The sequence below is a fragment of the Teretinema zuelzerae genome, from assembly GCF_021021555.1.
GTDB lineage: Bacteria > Spirochaetota > Spirochaetia > Treponematales > Treponemataceae > Teretinema > Teretinema zuelzerae.
Genome location: NZ_JAINWA010000003.1, coordinates 1,631,373 through 1,646,551, shown reverse-complemented (window position 1 = coordinate 1,646,551; position 15,179 = coordinate 1,631,373). Strand labels below are relative to the sequence as shown.

The window sequence follows — 15,179 nt, the reverse complement described above, 5'->3', positions numbered from 1 at the left end:
GAGATGCATCATGGTTGAAAATTTCGCAGACACGGAGCCGCTGGTTCTTCAGCGCGCCGATCCCCAGATATACAAACATACGGACGGATACTACTACCTTATAGCTTCCGTTCCCGAATACGACCGCATCGAAATCCGCCGTGCCTGGACGCTCGACTGCCTGAAGCACGCCGCTCCCTGCGTCGTGTGGAGAAAACATGCCGAAGGCCCGATGAGCTGGCATATCTGGGCGCCGGAACTTCATTGGATAGACGGCGTGTGGTACATATATTTCGCCGCCGGACAGGCTGGCGATCCCTGGTATATACGGAACTGGGTGTTGGCGAATTCGTCGCCCGATCCGTTCCGGGGCGAGTGGAAGGAAAAGGGACAGGTTGTTTCAGAGTGGGATTCTTTTTCTCTCGATCTGACCTCTTTCGAGCATCGGGGACAGAGGTACGCCGTCTGGGCTCAAAAATCGAAAGAGCGCACGGAGAATTCGTCCATTTATATCGCCAAGATGAGTACTCCGTATACGCTTGAGCTTCCTCAGACGCGAATCTCCCGGCCAGAGCTCGAGTGGGAGTGCGTCGGCTTCAAAGTGAACGAGGGGCCGGCCTTTCTTACCCATGGAGATAAGGTGTTTATAACGTATTCCGCGAGCGCAACCGACTCGAACTATTGCATGGGCCTCCTCTGGGCCCCCGCCGACGCCGATCTGACCGACGCCGCCTCCTGGACGAAGCTCGATAAACCGGTTTTCGTTACGAATCCTGAAGCCGGAATCTATGGTCCGGGGCACAATTCCTTTACGAAAAGCTTCGACGATAAAACGGACGTGCTGGTGTATCACGCCCGTCCGTATCCCGACGTCGAGCTTCCGCTGTACGATCCGAACCGGCACACCCGTGTCCGGGCGATCGAATGGGACGCCGAAGGCTTTCCCGTATTCCAAAAAGGAAAAACGCAATGAAATCTGTGCATGCCCTTTTTTCGACGCTTGCTCTGTCCCTCTTTCTCTTCGGGACAGTCTCATGCGCGATGGATCCGACCATCAAGAGCCCGGTGGTTTCGAAGTACAAGAATATCGCGTCGATGAATACCTCCAGTCCTTCGAGTTGGGGTCCGCTGAACTGCCACGACCCGAAGCTCTTCCGCGACGACGACGGCACCTGGTACGTTTTTTCCACAGACGCGAGCATCGGAAACGTCTGGGGCGGAGGCATCCAGGTGCGGAGTTCGTCCGACTTAAAAACCTGGACCTGCAGGAGCGTTTCCGCCCTTCAGGGGAACTGGGACGACGAACTCCTTGAATGGTGCTTCGGCACGGGAAAACCGTCGAGCTGGGCTCCGACCGTCATAAAAAAAGACGGGAAGTACTTCATGTATCACGGCATCATCACGGATAACGATCTTGTTCCCGGCGAGGCGAATAAAAAACCCCGCGCCTGGATCGGTCTCGCGATTTCTGATTCGCCTGTTGGTCCCTACAAACCCGCGCATGAGTACGATCCCGCCGCCTATCAGTCTTCTACGATAGTCCGATACGCCTGGGAAGCCGACGACGAGATAGATTCGGCCTGCCTTAACGAAGGGAACTCGAGCTGGGATTACGGTTTCGGGGCAATCGATCCTGAATTCGTCTTCGACGAAAAAGGAAATCTCGCAACGGACGAAAACGGCGACTGGTATATGACGTACGGCTCCTGGAAGGGCGGCATCGCCCTTATGCGGATCGACTCGGATACCGGGCTTCCCGCGGACTCTCAAGGTGCGGCTCTTTCGGGTCCCGCCGATGAAATCTCCGGCGCGTACGGCATTCAAATCGCAGGAGGAAGCGGTTCTCCCTTTGAGGGGGCTCAGCTGCTCTATAACTCGGCCGCGGGGTATTACTATCTGTTCGCGAGTTCGGGCGATCTCGTGGTGGATTACAGCGTCCGCGTGGGCCGCTCGGCGTCGATCGAAGGACCCTATCTCGACGCTTCTGGGCGATCGATGTCCGGAGTAACCTGGATTAAAAACGATTCCCATTATCGGCTTGCGGGCAGCAAAATCCTCGGAAGCCACAAGTTCGGCGCTTCCTACGGCTGGAGAGCGCCCGGCGGACAGTCCCTTCTTCCTCTGGCCGACGGGCGTATTTTTTTCGCCCATCATACCCGGACCGATTTTCTTGCATCGTATTTCTTTTTTCTGCAGGTGCGCCAGATGTGGTTCACCTCCGACGGCTGGCCTGTCCTGAATCCCAACGAGTATTACGACGAAATCCTTGAATTCGTGGACGCATCGCGTGTTGTCGGCTCCTGGAAGGCCGTGGCGACCGAACGCTCCCACGACACGGGAAATTTCACCACCTTCGAAGGATCCTCTCGCAGCAATGTATTCCTGTCGGACGCCGTGGCAACCGCCTCTAAAAGTCTTGTTCTGGAAGAAGGGGGAATCGTTTCCGGGTATTGGTCCGGAACCTGGTCCCTCGAGGGGACGGAGGTTGTGCTGGATCTTGTTTCTCCGGCCGAAAGTTCGGGAACCTTCCGCGGAATCGTGACCGATTCGGTAGACTGGAACAGGAACAAGACGCTCGACGAGTGCCGAACTCTGTCTATAGCCGCTATCTGTTCGGTATCAGGCCAGAGCCTTTCCGGAGAATATTTGAGCGCTGTCAAAGATTGATTCCCGGCGAGTTCATCGCCGCGGGCGCCCGAGTCCTCGGCTGCCGACTCTCGGGCGTTCGGCGGCGAGCCGTCTGTCTTCGTGGTTCGCCTTCGATTGCCCCGGCGGCCTGACTATCGCCACCGGTTTCCTTGCGGGTGAGGGCAGTAGGCCTTCTCTGTTCGGGATCTGATGCGAACGAAGCATCCGCATTGGGCGCACAGGACCCCCTCTCTCAGCTCTTCGCAATGCCCGCACGCTATCAGTCTCTCCTTGATTTTAGCCTCTGTAGCGGCTTCCAAAATCGGGGGAGGCATCGAGCCGGCTATTTCTTCCAGTTCTGTTTGATTCGGCATTCTCTCAGGATTACAATTTCTGCATCCGCTCATGCGAAGCCTCCCGTTGTGGTTGTTAAGTTCCTGTATCAACCAATGTATTCCCATATATATCAATATACAAGAAGGTTTTTTTGCATGAATGTAAAATAATGTTCGTACACGCATATTTTCTTAATTATTTTTATCGGTTTATATCAATTTTTATTGACAGCTTGAAGATACCGGGTTTACGATACATTTATAAGAGCGGAACTGACTCCGCTGCATTCTAGAAGGAGGATGTGTAATGAAAAGACTATGCGCAATAATCGCGACCCTGTGCGTCGGCGCGGCGGTTTGGGCCCAGGAAATTACCTGGATGAACTACGCCCAGCCCCAGGAAAAGGCGATCATGGAAAAAGTGATCGAAAAATTCGAGAAGGCTCACCCCGGAGTAAAAATTAAGTTTATCTCCGTAACGATGGACCAGTTCGGTCCGAAAATCCAGGCTGCCCTCGCCGCCAATAATCTTCCCGACGTATTCTATGTCGGCCCGGAAGCGATCCGCACTTATGTAGACAACAAAAAGCTTCTGAGCCTTACCCCCTATGTAGAAGGCGCGAAGAAGTCCGGCATGAACGTAAACGATATTTACGAAAACGCCCTGAACAAATACCGCTACGACGGCAAGAAAGTCGGTACCGGCGACCTCTGGGCGCTGCCCAAGGATCTCGGACCCTTCGCGTTCGGCTATAACAAGGACCTTTTCAAGAAAGCCGGAATTCCCCTTCCCGATAAGGACAAGCCCTACACCTTCGCCGAGTTCACCGACGTGTGCAAGAAACTCACCAAAGACGTGAACGGCGACGGAAAGATGGACCAGTGGGGTACGGGACTCAACGTGCGCTGGTCGTTCATCCAGTTCGCATGGGGCAACGGAGGTGACTTCCTGGACGCGTCCAAGACAAAGGTAGACATCGCCAATCCGAAGTTCTACGAAGCGCTTCAGTACTGGGCTGACCATACTTTGAAAGACGGCATCACCCCCACCATGGGCGAAGCCCAGTCGATGGACACCTATCAGCGCTGGCTGAAGGGCGAAATCGCCTTCTTCCCGGTCGCTCCCTGGGACCTCGCCGCGTTCAAGAATCTTTCGTTCGAATACGACGTCATTCCCTGGCCGGTCGGAAAAGCCGGCATGAAGAGCGCGACCTGGGTAGGCTCCGTCGGATACGGCGTCGCCGCGAACACCAAGCATCCCGAGCTCGCCGCCGAATTCGCCCTCTATCTGTCTGCGGACAAAGAAGCGATGGAAATGATGACCGACATGGATCTTCAGATTCCTAACCTGAAATCCCTCGCTCCCCGCTATGTAAATAAGCCCGGCTATCCCGCGAACCGCCAGGAGTACATCGACATCATCAACGATTACGGCCGCAGCTGGCCCGCCGAGTTCACCTACAACGCGGTTTGGTTCGACGAGTTCTGGATCAATATTCAGACCGTGCTCGACGGCAAGGTCACCGCCAAGGAATACTGCGAAAAGATGCAGCCCAAGATGCAGAAGCTTCTGGACCGCGCCAATTCCAAGATGAAAAAATAAGCGTTCAGTTTTTCAGGAATGCGGCCGGGGATTTCCCCGGCTGTTTTTTCCGGCCGCCGGTTTAATCGTTATGTAAGGGAGTTTTATCATGGCAACAGCTGTTCATTCCAGGAAGGTATGGAATGAGGAAGCGCGGGCAGGCATCCTGTTCGCTCTTCTCCCGATCCTGCAGTTTTTCATGTTCACCGCGGGACCGTTTTTATTTTCCATATTCGCGAGTTTCACTGATTGGAATTCTATGGGCGACCACTATTTCATCGGGCTTGAAAACTATGTCGAGCTGTTCCAGGACGAGCGTTTTTGGAAATCTTTGTGGAATACGTTTTACTATATGATCGGAATTCCCATCGGCATGGTGTGGGCGTTCAGTCTTGCTCTTGCGTTCAACCGCGATATGCCCGGCGTAAAGGTGTTTCGCGTTATCTACTATATACCCGTCGTTTCTTCCATCGTCGCGGTGTCTATTCTCTGGCGCTGGCTCTATAACGGAGACTACGGCCTGCTCAACCAGTTTCTCTGGTGGGCGTTCAAAATAAAGGGTCCGAACTGGATGTACAATACGGAAACCGTCAAGGCCGGAATCACCGCCATGATGGTGTGGAAGGGAGTCGGTTTCACCACGCTCCTGTACCTTGCCGGTTTGCAGAACCTTCCGAAGTCCTACTTCGAGGCAGCCGTCGTCGACGGAGCGAATTCCTGGGTTATCTTCCGCAAGATCACCTTTCCGCTTTTGAAGCCGATATCGTTTTTCATCATGATCACCGGAGTCATCGGAGGAGCCCAGCTCTTCGTAGAACCCCAGATCATGACCGATTTCGGCGGCCCTGAGTACAGCGCCGCGACCATCGTGTACTACATCTGGGAGAAGGCCTTCTCGTCCGCCGACGCGAAGGGCTATGCCTGCGCGGCCGCCTGGGTTCTGGCCGTCATTATTTTCGTCGTAACCGCGATCCAGTTCAAGCTGGGCCCGAAAAGCGACAACTACCTGGAATAGGCGAGGAGAATCGAATGAACAACGCACCGATGAAAGAATCCTACGGCTCGATCAGAAAAGCGCGATTCCTGGGAAACTTTACCGTTTATCTTATTTTGATTTTAGGCTCGTTCCTGATGCTCGTCCCGCTGTGGTGGATGCTCATTTCTTCGCTGAAGACGCCTAATCAGTTCCTCATGTCCCAGCTGTCCCTCGGCATGCCGGAGAATCCCCAGTGGAACAATTTCATCCGCGTGTGGGATATGAAGCCGCTTCTGAAGGGATTCCGCAACAGCGCCTTCATTTCCATCACCGTCGTGGTGTTCGGCTCCCTGTCGTCGGCTCTCGCCGCCTTCTCGTTTTCGAAGCTCCGCTTTCCGGGGAAGGACAAGCTCTTCATGGCCCTGCTCGGCACGATGATGATTCCGTTCGCCATCATCATGATCCCCCAGTTCATCATCTACTCCCGCGTCGGCTGGCTGGATACCTGGTATCCCCTCATTGTTCCCGGCCTTCTGGGAAACGTCGCGATGATCTTCTTTCTCAGGCAGTATATGAGCGGAATACCGACCTCCATGATTGAATCCGCGCGCATAGACGGCGCGAGCTTTTTCCGCATCTTCTGGCAGATCATGCTTCCGAACGCGATGCCCGCCGTTTCCGCCCAGGCAATTCTGTGGTTCATGGGCGCGTGGAACGATTATTTCGCGCCGAGCATCTACATCAACGATGAAGCGAAAATGCCCATACAGGTGATGATTCAGTCGCTGAATTCGTACTACGCGATTCAGACAGACTATCCGGCCATTCTCGCGGCCTCGGTTCTCGCCCTGCTTCCCGTGCTGATCGTGTTCATGATCTTCCAAAAGCAGATCATCAGTTCCGTCGCAATGACCGGCTTGAAGTAAGCGATCCGCCATGTCCAGACTCGAGCTTTCCGGCGATATCATCGCCCACGACCCGACCATCGTCTTTGAAAACGGCGCGTACTGGCGCTTCCAGACGGGAGACCGGCTTCCCTTCTTCCGTTCCGCGGATCTGCAAAAGTGGGAGAGCGCCGGGCGGGTATTCGAATCGAATCCCGCGTGGACTTCGGAAGCGATTCCCGGTTCCACGCATTTCTGGGCGCCCGAGGTCGTTTTCAGAAACGGCGAATGGCGCGTCTATTATTCGGTATCGACGTTCGGATCGAACGTTTCTGCGGTCGGTTTGGCCGCCTCGCGGTCTCTCGATCCTTCAAGCGCGGACTACGGCTGGATCGACCGCGGACCCGTCGTTTTTTCGCAGGCGAGCGACGATTTCAACGCCATCGACGCCGCGGTTTTTACGGATTCTGACGACCGCGACTGGTTCGTCTGGGGCTCGTTCTGGGGCGGCATTCGCATGCGCGCGCTCGACCGCGAAACCGGAATGCTCGATTTGGACCGCCCGGTCGTGACGACGCTCGCCAGCAAGGTTGCCGAGCCGAACCCCGTGGAGGGAGCCTTCGTCCTTCCCCGGGGCGATTGGTACTATCTGTTCGTGTCGCATGATTTTTGCTGCCGCGGCGTCGATTCCACCTATAAAATCGTCGTCGGCCGTTCGTCCGATCCGGAGGGGCCGTATTTCGACCGCGAGGGCAGGGCAATGGCTCAGGGCGGCGGGACAGTCGTTCGCGACGGTTCCTCTCATCCGCGATGGGCCGGTCCGGGACATTGTTCCGTATACACAGACAACGGCGTAAATCGGCTTGTCTACCATGCCTACGACCGCGAAAACGGGGAAAGCCCGTCCTTCAAATCGAAAAGATCGAGTGGACCCGCGACGAGTGGCCGTACTGCCCGGAATAATCCGCAACGTTCGGACAAACACGAGTTGTCCGAATTATCGTAAAAAAAAGACCCTCTGAATCGTGTTCAGAGGGTCTTTCATTTGCAGTTGTAAGATCGGCTTGATGTGGAAGGATATCCGCGCTAAACGCTTTTTCTCAGAAATAGAGCCGGAGAATGATTCCCTGATCGTAGTTGCCGAAGCCCCGTCCGAAGATATTCATTCCGCCCATGTGCTCGGCGTCTTCCTTCACCCCGATCTTTACTTTGATCGAATGATGTTCGGTCAGGTTTATGTCCGAAAGGGTGACCGATGAAATTTTTACGCCGTCCACGAAGGCTCCTTCATCGGTGAGGCTCCAGTTTTTGAGCAGTCCGTACTGGGATCCTTCCAGCTTCCACCATTCGGGGGTGAACTTGCCTCGTCTGTCGCCGAAGTCGCCGGGAGAAATCCAGGAACCGATTTCCACATTGTTGAGCCAGAGCGTTATGTCGGACAGCCAGTTTTTATTCGTTCCCGGAGTTTCAGACGACAGTTCGAGGCTGAGCTCGAGCTTTGAAACCTTGCGGTTGTCGTAAATGGTGTTGTTGGGGAATTTGTATTCGACATAGCCGGTTTCGCACCACAGGAGGCCGGCCTTCATGCGGTTCGGATTGAGGAATGAATCGGGAATGTCGAGAAAGCCGATGATGCTTTCCTGCGAGCACAGGCCGCAGGGAGCGCTCACCTGGTAATTCGTATAGAGTCCGATCGGCATCTCGACTTCGATGCAGTCTTCCTCTTTTACTTCCTCGGGGAATTTTATGATGATTTCCTGAAAACCCGGGCGGCACAGTTTCTGGCTGCCTTTTTTCGCCTTCACGGATTCCGTCTTGAGCAAGCCCGCTTTTTCCAGGATGGAAATGTGCGTAGCGACAGTGGACTGCGGCAGCTGCATTTCTTCGGCTATTTCATTGACGTTGCGGGTTTCTTTCCGCACGAGGTCGAGTATCTGGATGCGGGGCTCGGAGGCCAGCGCTTTGATTTTTTCTACATCTTCCAACGGATTCAATATCAGTATGGGTTGATCTTGGTTCATGATAACGAAGTATATCTACTTTTATCGATAAGTTACAAGTCTTTTTTTTATATCTCTTCAAAGACGCGGTTTTTCTGTGTATACTGATGGCCTTGGGGAAAGAAAATGACAGTCACAGAGATAGCGAAAAAGGCGGGAGTTTCGATCGGAACCGTGGACCGCGTTCTTCATAACCGCGGCAGGGTTTCGGAAGAAACCCGCGCGAAGGTCCAAAAAATTATCGAAGAAAGCCGGTATCAGGCGAATCCGCTTGCGCGGCATTTGAAGAAAAACCTGAAATACCGGATCGGCGTCCTTATTCCGGAATTAGCCAAGGAAAGCACCTATTGGAAGCTGATCTACGACGGCATCGCCGCGGCCGCCGCGACTCTGTCAGCCTTCTCTTTCGAGCTCGAGCTTTTCGAGTTCGTACGTCCCGTCCGATCTTCGTTTCTCTCCGCCTTCGAGCGGATGACCTCTTCCGATTGCAGCGCGTGGATAATCGCGCCGGTAATGCAGGACGAAACGCTCGTGCTGCTCATGGACGTCGAGAATCCTGTTCCCTACGCCTTCATCGACTGTCCGCTTCCCGGAGCCTGTCCCCTGACCACCGTAGCCCAGGACCCGTTCCAGGGCGGCGTTCTCGCTGGGAGGCTCATGGATCTGGTCTCGCACTCTGGCGGACCCTTCGCCGTCATCAGACCCTACAACGAGGCTTTCAACCTGAACGAGCGCGCCCGCGGCTTCGCTTCCTGGTTTGCCGGCCGGCCCGGCGTCATCGTCAGGGACGTGGTATGCCAGGAAAACGAGCCCCGCCAGATGCTTTCCGCCCTCGAATCTCTGCTGCGGGAACTTCCGGATTTGCGCGGGGTGTTCATCGTTTCGTCGATGGTTCACACCATCACCGATTATCTGTGCTCCCGCGGCTTCAGGTCGGGGAATCCCCAAACCGATGTCAGGATAATCGGATACGATCTTGTCCCTCCGAACCGCATGCTGCTTTCGACCGGGAAAATCGATTGCCTTATTTCGCAGCGGCCGGAAGAGCAGGGGCGGCTTGTCATGCAGCAACTGTACCGCTGTCTTGTTCTCGAGGACGAGACACGTTCAGATATCGCGATTCCGATGGACATCTTTTTCCGGGAGAATCTTCAGGGCTAAGGTTATGCTCGGAACGAGGGGAATGTTTCTCCGAATTTATCGCCGAAGAACAACAGTTTTTTTTCAACTTCTCCGTCTTTCCATCGGATCGACAGCGTTTCTTCCTCGGAAGCGAAAAAGCGCGCCGACAAACGGCCGATGAATGCCGCAAGAGCGTTCGCCGGCTTTCTGCCAACGGGTACGACGGCGGAAAACAAATCTCTTTTGGCAATTTTCAGGTGAACGGCGCGGGGAGCCTCTTCATGCGATGAAGAGCGGATCAGCAGATCCATCGGCGATTCTGAAGCATGGGCGAAAAATCCGACAGCGTCGGCCGTTTCGTAGAACAGTCCCCAGGTTGAAGCGTCGCCGGTCGGCTTCGGCAGGGATTCGGGATTCGCGCCGTCGGCTATCGCGCCGGCTTCTGTTCTTCCGTACGGGAGCCTGGCGAGCGTGTATGCAAGGACCTCTTCATGTTCGGGCAGGAAATCGAACGTTTTTTTGGACATGAAACGATAATAGGGCAGGGTTTTAGGCCTGTCAATCAATACTTTTTCCAGATAATCCGATATATAACGTAAATTTAAGGTTTTATGAGAAATAAAATTATTGACAGCGCAAGACTGATCTGTTAGTATCCGGTGTGTAGGTACACGCATTTTTGTGTTAAGGAACACGCACATGACGGTGACAGAGATAGCAAAACTCGCAGGCGTATCCATCGGAACAGTAGACCGGGTTCTTCACAACCGCGGCCGGGTTTCTGAGGCTACGCGCGCGCGCGTTAAGGCTATCATCGACCAGGAAGGCTACCAGCCGAATCCTCTTGCGCGCCACCTGAAACGGAATAAGCGCTACCTCATCGGCGTGCTCGTCCCCGAGCTCGAGAAGGAAAGCAATTATTGGGTTCTTATATGGGAGGGCCTGCGTCTCGCCGCGGAGGAGCTTTCAGCCTTTTCGTTTTCGCTGGAGCTCTTCACCTTTTCCCGACCCGACGCTGAATCTTTGCGGAACGCCTTCGAGCAGATGGCGAACGCAAACTGCGCCGCCTGGGTCGTCGCGCCGGTAATGCAGGACGAAACCGAACGGCTCCTTAAGCTCTACGGCGGCTCGACTCCCTACGCCCTCATAGACTCGCCGCTTCCGGGATCCGAGGCGGCGGTGACCGTGGCTCAGAATCCTTTCGGAGGCGGCTTTCTGGCGGGGCGTATGATGGACATGCTTTGCGACGGCAGAGGACCCTTCGCGGTTCTTCGTCCCTATTCGCAGGCCTTTAATCTGAACGAACGGGCGCGGGGGTTCCGCGCCTGGTTTTCTTCCCGGCCCGGGGTGCAGGTTTTCGATGTCCCCTGTCCCGAGCTTCACGAAGAGCGGATGGACGATTCGCTGGACTTCATCCTCGCCTCCTGTCCCGAACTTCGCGGCATCTTCGGCGTGTCCGCCGCGGTGCATCTGGCGGGCGACTGGGCGTTCAAGCGGGGGGTGAAGGATCGCATCGTCATCGTCGGGTTCGACCTCGTCGCCCTGAACAGGGAAGCGCTGTCGTCGGGCCGCCTCGATTGCCTCATATCCCAGCGACCGGAAGAACAAGGCCGCCACGTATTGCATCAATTGTACCGGAAAATAGTTCTCGACGCCGAGAGCGAAAGACTCATCGAAATGCCATTCGATATTTTTTTCAAGGAGAATCTTGTATGATCAAACCATCAGAACAGTACGTAGCAGGCGCCGATTTCGGCTCCGATTCCGTGCGCGTCGTGATTTTGGACGCGGCGAACGGCGAAGTCGCCGGATCCCATGTCGTGTATTATCCCCGCTGGAAAAAAGGGCTTTTCTGCAATCCCAGGGAAGACCGGTTCCGCCAGCATCCTCTCGATTATGTGGAAAGCCTTGCCGAGGCCGTCCGCTCTGCCGTAAAGCAGGCCGACGAAGCGTCTCCCGGCTCCCCCTCCATAGCCGGAAAAATCCGAGCGATCAGCGTCGACACGACCGGCTCGACCCCCGTTCTTGCAGACGCGAACGGTACGCCCCTGGCCCTTCTCGATTCGTTCGCTGAAGACCCTGACGCGATGTTCATCCTCTGGAAGGACCACACCTCCGTAGCCGAGGCCGACGAGATCAACAAGGTCTCCCGTTCCTGGGGCGGCACCGATTACACCAAATACATGGGCGGCGTATATTCTTCCGAATGGTTCTGGGCGAAGATCCTCCATACCATCAGGAAAAACCCGAAAGTCGCCGCTGCGGCCGTCACCGCCGTCGAGCACTGCGACTGGATCACCGCTGTAATGACCGGTACGACCCATCCTTCAAAAATCAAGCGGAGCCGCTGCGCCGCCGGACACAAGATCATGTGGCATGCCGAGTGGGGCGGCTATCCCCCCCATGAGTTCTTCGACCGCCTCGATCCGAAGCTCTCCGCAATCCGCGATTCTCTCGGCACCGAAACCTGGACTACCGATACTTCCGCCGGAACGCTCACCCCCGAATGGGCGAAGAAGCTCGGGCTGGCTGAATCGGTAATCGTCTGCGTCGGCGCGTACGACGCCCACATCGGCGCCGTCGGCGGAGACGCCGCCCCCGGCACTCTCGTGAAGAGCATCGGAACTTCGACCTGCGACGTCATCATCGGGCCTAAGCCCTCAACTCCCGAGGGCGAAAAGCTGATCGGCGGAATTTGCGGCCAGGTCGACGGCTCCGTCGTCGCGGACTGGATCGGCTACGAAGCGGGCCAGTCGGCCTACGGCGATTATTACGCCTGGTACCGCAACCTCCTCATGTGGCCGCTTAGGCATTTCGCGGAAGCCGGCCTTCCCGGGCTCGGTTCGGAAGCCGTCGAGGCGATCGAGAAAAAGCTTCTCGCGGAACTTGAAGCAGCGGCCGCCGATATATCTCCCTCCGAATCCTCTCCCGTCGCCCTCGACTGGGTGAACGGACGGAGAACACCGTGGGCGAACCAGAAGCTCGCCGCCGCGATTTCCGGCATCAAGCTGGGAACCGACGCTCCCGCCCTCATGCGCGCCCTGCTGGAAGCGACTGCTTTCGGCGCCCGGGCCATCATCGAAGCCTTCGAAGCGGGCGGTATTAAAATCGAACGCATCATGGCGATCGGAGGAGTCGCCCGGAAAAGCAAGCTCGGCATGCAGATCCTCGCAGACGTGACGAACCGCGAAATCCAGGTGACCGCCGGAGACCAGTCCTGCGCCATCGGAGCCGCCGTATTCGCCGCCACCGCCGCGAAGCTGTATCCTGACGTATTCACCGCGCAGAAAGCCCTGTCCGCCGGAACCGAGCGGGTTCACAAGCCCGATCCGTCGAACGTCGCGATATACGAGAAGCTTTACGCCCGCTATAGAAAGATGGGCGAATTCATCGAAGGAGAAACCAAATGATCGATCTGAAACAGTATGAATTCTGGTTCGTGACGGGAAGTCAGGACCTCTACGGAGACGAGACCCTTCGCCAGGTGGCGGACGATTCGCGCAAAGTCGTCGAATCCCTGAATGCCGATGCGCGCATGCCCTGTAAAATCGTATGGAAGCCCACGGTTCTTACGTCCGAGGGAATCCGCGCCGTCCTCGAAGAAGCGAACGCGAACGCCAAGTGCGCCGGCGTGATCGCCTGGATGCACACCTTCAGCCCCGCGAAGATGTGGATTGCGGGACTCAATTCCTACAAAAAGCCTCTGCTGCAGCTCAACACCCAGTTTAACCGCGACATTCCCTACGACAGCATCGACATGGATTTCATGAATCTCAATCAATCCGCCCACGGCGACCGGGAGTTCGGCTTCATCACCGCCAGGATGGAAAAACCCCGCAAGGTCATAGTCGGACACTGGGGCGAGGATGAAACCCGCAGCCGCATCGCGCTGTGGATGCGCGCGGGAATCGCCGTCGCTGACGGCAAAAATCTCAGAATCGCACGCTTCGGCGACAATATGCGCGAGGTAGCCGTCACGGACGGAGACAAGGTCGAGGCGATGATCCAGCTCGGCTGGTCTGTCCCGTATTACGGAATCGGAGACCTCGTCGAGTATATGAACAAGGTCTCGGAAGCCGAAATCGCGGCGCAGATCAAAGTGTATGAAGCAGAATACGATATCCAGTGGGGGAAGGATCGCGCCTATGCCCTGAAGCAGATCGGAGAACAGGCCCGCATCGAGCTCGCCATGCGCCGATTCTTCGCGGAACGGAACATCAACGCGTTCACAACCAATTTCCAGGATCTCCACGGAATGAAGCAGCTTCCCGGCCTTGCCTGCCAGCGCCTCATGGCGGACGGCTTCGGCTTCTCCGGAGAGGGCGACTGGAAGACTGCCGCAATGGTCCGCACCTTCAAGGTTATGTCCTCCGGCCTCGGCGGCGGAGGACAGGGACTCGGCGATTCGTTCATGGAAGACTACACCTACCACTTCGAGCCGGGCAACGAGATGAATCTCGGCGCGCACATGCTCGAAGTCTGTCCCTCTATCGCAGCGGCTAAACCGACCCTGGAAGTGCACCAGCTGGGAATCGGGGACAAGGAAGATCCTGCCCGCCTCGTGTTCACCGGAAAGCCCGGTCCCGCCATCTGCGCGGCCGTCGTGGATTTCGGCAACCGCTTCCGCTGCGTCATAAACGAAGTGAACGTCGTGACTCCGCCGAAGCCCTTCCCCAAGCTTCCCGTCGCCCGCGTGCTCTGGAAACCCGAGCCCAATCTCCGCGTTTCAGCCGAATCCTGGATTCTCGCCGGAGGCGGACACCACACCGCGTTCTCGAACATCGTCGATACCGACATGGTTCGCGACTGGGCTGAAATGGTCGGAATAGAGTGCATCGCCATAGACAAGAATACAACCGTGAACGTCTTCCGGAACGAGCTCCGCTGGAACGCGGCCGCCTGGAGGAAATAATGGCGTCTCCCTATGCCTCCCTCAAAGAGGAAGCCTGGGAAGCGAACTGCGAGATCCCCGTGCGGGGTCTCGCGTTGTACACCTGGGGAAACGTATCCGCCTTCGACCCCCGCGCAGGCGTTTTCGCCATAAAGCCGTCAGGGGTTCCCTATCCCGATCTCAAGGCCGAGGATATGGTGGTGATCGATCTGGAAGGCAAGACGGTTGAGGGATCCCTGAATCCTTCATCCGATACGCCGACTCATCTCGTTCTCTACCGCGAGTTCACCGCGCATGACGGAGCTCTCGTCCGGGGCATCATCCACACGCATTCGACTCACGCGGTCGCGTGGGCGCAGGCATGCATGGATATTCCCCTGTTCGGGACGACGCACGCGGATCATATCCAGGTTCCGGTTCCCTGCACTCCGTACCTCTCGAAGGAAGCGGTCGAGCGCGACTACGAAAAGGAAACCGGCGACCTCATAGTCGATCATTTCCGCGCGGGAAAGCTTAATCCAGACGAGGTGTCTATGGTGCTCGTAGGCGGCCACGGCCCCTTCGCCTGGGGCGCGAGCGCGGCTAAGGCCGTGTATAACGGCGCGGTTCTCGAGGAAGTCGCTCGCATGGCCTATCTTACCCGGCAGATCAATCCCGGCGCGAAGCCTTTGCCCGACTATATCGTCGGCAAGCATTACTCCCGCAAGCATGGGCCGAACGCGTATTACGGGCAAACCTGCCGCTGATTCCGGCGTAGACACAGGCACCCAAAATCTCGCATT

At 56.3% G+C, this 15,179-nt stretch carries 14 protein-coding genes; 11 read left to right on the top strand and 3 right to left on the bottom strand.

The genetic code is table 11. The annotated features are described in order from the left end of the window. Positions 1–10 precede the first annotated feature (10 nt). On the top strand, positions 11–952 hold the full coding sequence (locus K7J14_RS14365) for a glycoside hydrolase family 43 protein (RefSeq protein ID WP_230757872.1): 942 nt from the start codon (positions 11–13) through the stop codon (positions 950–952). Then, complete coding sequence (locus tag K7J14_RS14360; RefSeq protein ID WP_230757868.1) at positions 949–2,646, top strand: family 43 glycosylhydrolase; 1,698 nt, start codon at positions 949–951, stop codon at positions 2,644–2,646. Before K7J14_RS14365 ends, K7J14_RS14360 begins: the two co-directional genes overlap by 4 nt. Positions 2,647–2,759: 113 nt before the next feature. Here the strand turns inward: K7J14_RS14360 and K7J14_RS14355 are convergent, their stop codons facing one another. Next, positions 2,760–2,981 (bottom strand): DUF6171 family protein, encoded by a 222-nt coding sequence (locus K7J14_RS14355; RefSeq protein WP_230757864.1) that lies wholly within the window; start codon positions 2,979–2,981, stop codon positions 2,760–2,762. A 268-nt stretch (positions 2,982–3,249) separates the two neighbouring features. Between K7J14_RS14355 and K7J14_RS14350 the strand changes: the two genes are divergently transcribed. The 4 genes from K7J14_RS14350 to K7J14_RS14335 all read left to right on the top strand — a co-directional run bounded on the left by K7J14_RS14350 (position 3,250) and on the right by K7J14_RS14335 (position 7,390). Then, on the top strand, positions 3,250–4,545 hold the full coding sequence (locus tag K7J14_RS14350; protein ID WP_230757863.1) for an ABC transporter substrate-binding protein: 1,296 nt from the start codon (positions 3,250–3,252) through the stop codon (positions 4,543–4,545). Between the two features lie 88 nt (positions 4,546–4,633). After that, the gene (locus K7J14_RS14345; RefSeq protein WP_230757861.1) at positions 4,634–5,539 is read left to right on the top strand and encodes a carbohydrate ABC transporter permease; all 906 of its coding nucleotides are present in this window, start codon (positions 4,634–4,636) and stop codon (positions 5,537–5,539) included. A gap of 14 nt (positions 5,540–5,553) precedes the next feature. Beyond that, entirely contained in the window at positions 5,554–6,426 is an 873-nt protein-coding gene (locus K7J14_RS14340) for a carbohydrate ABC transporter permease (RefSeq protein ID WP_230757859.1), read from the top strand. Positions 6,427–6,436: 10 nt separating this feature from the next. Continuing rightward, positions 6,437–7,390: an arabinan endo-1,5-alpha-L-arabinosidase gene (locus tag K7J14_RS14335; RefSeq protein ID WP_230757856.1), complete on the top strand. Its 954-nt coding sequence runs from the start codon at positions 6,437–6,439 to the stop codon at positions 7,388–7,390. A gap of 94 nt (positions 7,391–7,484) precedes the next feature. On the opposite strand, the gene K7J14_RS14330 is transcribed toward K7J14_RS14335, so the two are convergent. Next, positions 7,485–8,405: an ArsR/SmtB family transcription factor gene (locus tag K7J14_RS14330; RefSeq protein ID WP_230757854.1), complete on the bottom strand. Its 921-nt coding sequence runs from the start codon at positions 8,403–8,405 to the stop codon at positions 7,485–7,487. 105 nt (positions 8,406–8,510) lie between these two features. On the opposite strand from K7J14_RS14330, the gene K7J14_RS14325 reads away from it, so the two are divergent. Further along, on the top strand, positions 8,511–9,545 hold the full coding sequence (locus K7J14_RS14325; protein WP_230757851.1) for a substrate-binding domain-containing protein: 1,035 nt from the start codon (positions 8,511–8,513) through the stop codon (positions 9,543–9,545). Positions 9,546–9,547: 2 nt separating this feature from the next. Here K7J14_RS14325 and K7J14_RS14320 read toward each other — a convergent pair whose 3' ends face one another. Next, on the bottom strand, positions 9,548–10,033 hold the full coding sequence (locus K7J14_RS14320; protein WP_230757848.1) for a hypothetical protein: 486 nt from the start codon (positions 10,031–10,033) through the stop codon (positions 9,548–9,550). Positions 10,034–10,205: 172 nt separating this feature from the next. Here K7J14_RS14320 and K7J14_RS14315 point away from each other — a divergent pair, with 172 nt between their 5' ends. The 4 genes from K7J14_RS14315 to araD are packed head-to-tail and all read left to right on the top strand — an operon-like array spanning position 10,206 to position 15,143. After that, entirely contained in the window at positions 10,206–11,222 is a 1,017-nt protein-coding gene (locus K7J14_RS14315; RefSeq protein WP_230757844.1) for a LacI family DNA-binding transcriptional regulator, read from the top strand. Then, the gene (locus tag K7J14_RS14310; RefSeq protein ID WP_230757843.1) at positions 11,219–12,916 is read left to right on the top strand and encodes a ribulokinase; all 1,698 of its coding nucleotides are present in this window, start codon (positions 11,219–11,221) and stop codon (positions 12,914–12,916) included. Before K7J14_RS14315 ends, K7J14_RS14310 begins: the two co-directional genes overlap by 4 nt. Further along, positions 12,913–14,418: an L-arabinose isomerase gene (gene araA, locus K7J14_RS14305; RefSeq protein ID WP_230757842.1), complete on the top strand. Its 1,506-nt coding sequence runs from the start codon at positions 12,913–12,915 to the stop codon at positions 14,416–14,418. The genes K7J14_RS14310 and araA overlap by 4 nt, the downstream gene beginning before the upstream one ends. Continuing rightward, positions 14,418–15,143: an L-ribulose-5-phosphate 4-epimerase AraD gene (araD, locus tag K7J14_RS14300; protein WP_230757840.1), complete on the top strand. Its 726-nt coding sequence runs from the start codon at positions 14,418–14,420 to the stop codon at positions 15,141–15,143. The genes araA and araD overlap by 1 nt, the downstream gene beginning before the upstream one ends. The last annotated feature ends 36 nt before the right edge of the window (positions 15,144–15,179 follow it).

What these genes read in the sequence shown, in the direction of transcription:
- K7J14_RS14365 (WP_230757872.1), top strand. Translation starts at nt 11, where the DNA reads ATGGTTGAAAATTTCGCAGACACGGAGCCGCTGGTTCTTCAGCGCGCC.
- K7J14_RS14360 (WP_230757868.1), top strand. Translation starts at nt 949, where the DNA reads ATGAAATCTGTGCATGCCCTTTTTTCGACGCTTGCTCTGTCCCTCTTT.
- K7J14_RS14355 (WP_230757864.1), bottom strand. Translation starts at nt 2,981, where the DNA reads ATGCCGAATCAAACAGAACTGGAAGAAATAGCCGGCTCGATGCCTCCC.
- K7J14_RS14350 (WP_230757863.1), top strand. Translation starts at nt 3,250, where the DNA reads ATGAAAAGACTATGCGCAATAATCGCGACCCTGTGCGTCGGCGCGGCG.
- K7J14_RS14345 (WP_230757861.1), top strand. Translation starts at nt 4,634, where the DNA reads ATGGCAACAGCTGTTCATTCCAGGAAGGTATGGAATGAGGAAGCGCGG.
- K7J14_RS14340 (WP_230757859.1), top strand. Translation starts at nt 5,554, where the DNA reads ATGAACAACGCACCGATGAAAGAATCCTACGGCTCGATCAGAAAAGCG.
- K7J14_RS14335 (WP_230757856.1), top strand. Translation starts at nt 6,437, where the DNA reads ATGTCCAGACTCGAGCTTTCCGGCGATATCATCGCCCACGACCCGACC.
- K7J14_RS14330 (WP_230757854.1), bottom strand. Translation starts at nt 8,405, where the DNA reads ATGAACCAAGATCAACCCATACTGATATTGAATCCGTTGGAAGATGTA.
- K7J14_RS14325 (WP_230757851.1), top strand. Translation starts at nt 8,511, where the DNA reads ATGACAGTCACAGAGATAGCGAAAAAGGCGGGAGTTTCGATCGGAACC.
- K7J14_RS14320 (WP_230757848.1), bottom strand. Translation starts at nt 10,033, where the DNA reads ATGTCCAAAAAAACGTTCGATTTCCTGCCCGAACATGAAGAGGTCCTT.
- K7J14_RS14315 (WP_230757844.1), top strand. Translation starts at nt 10,206, where the DNA reads ATGACGGTGACAGAGATAGCAAAACTCGCAGGCGTATCCATCGGAACA.
- K7J14_RS14310 (WP_230757843.1), top strand. Translation starts at nt 11,219, where the DNA reads ATGATCAAACCATCAGAACAGTACGTAGCAGGCGCCGATTTCGGCTCC.
- araA (WP_230757842.1), top strand. Translation starts at nt 12,913, where the DNA reads ATGATCGATCTGAAACAGTATGAATTCTGGTTCGTGACGGGAAGTCAG.
- araD (WP_230757840.1), top strand. Translation starts at nt 14,418, where the DNA reads ATGGCGTCTCCCTATGCCTCCCTCAAAGAGGAAGCCTGGGAAGCGAAC.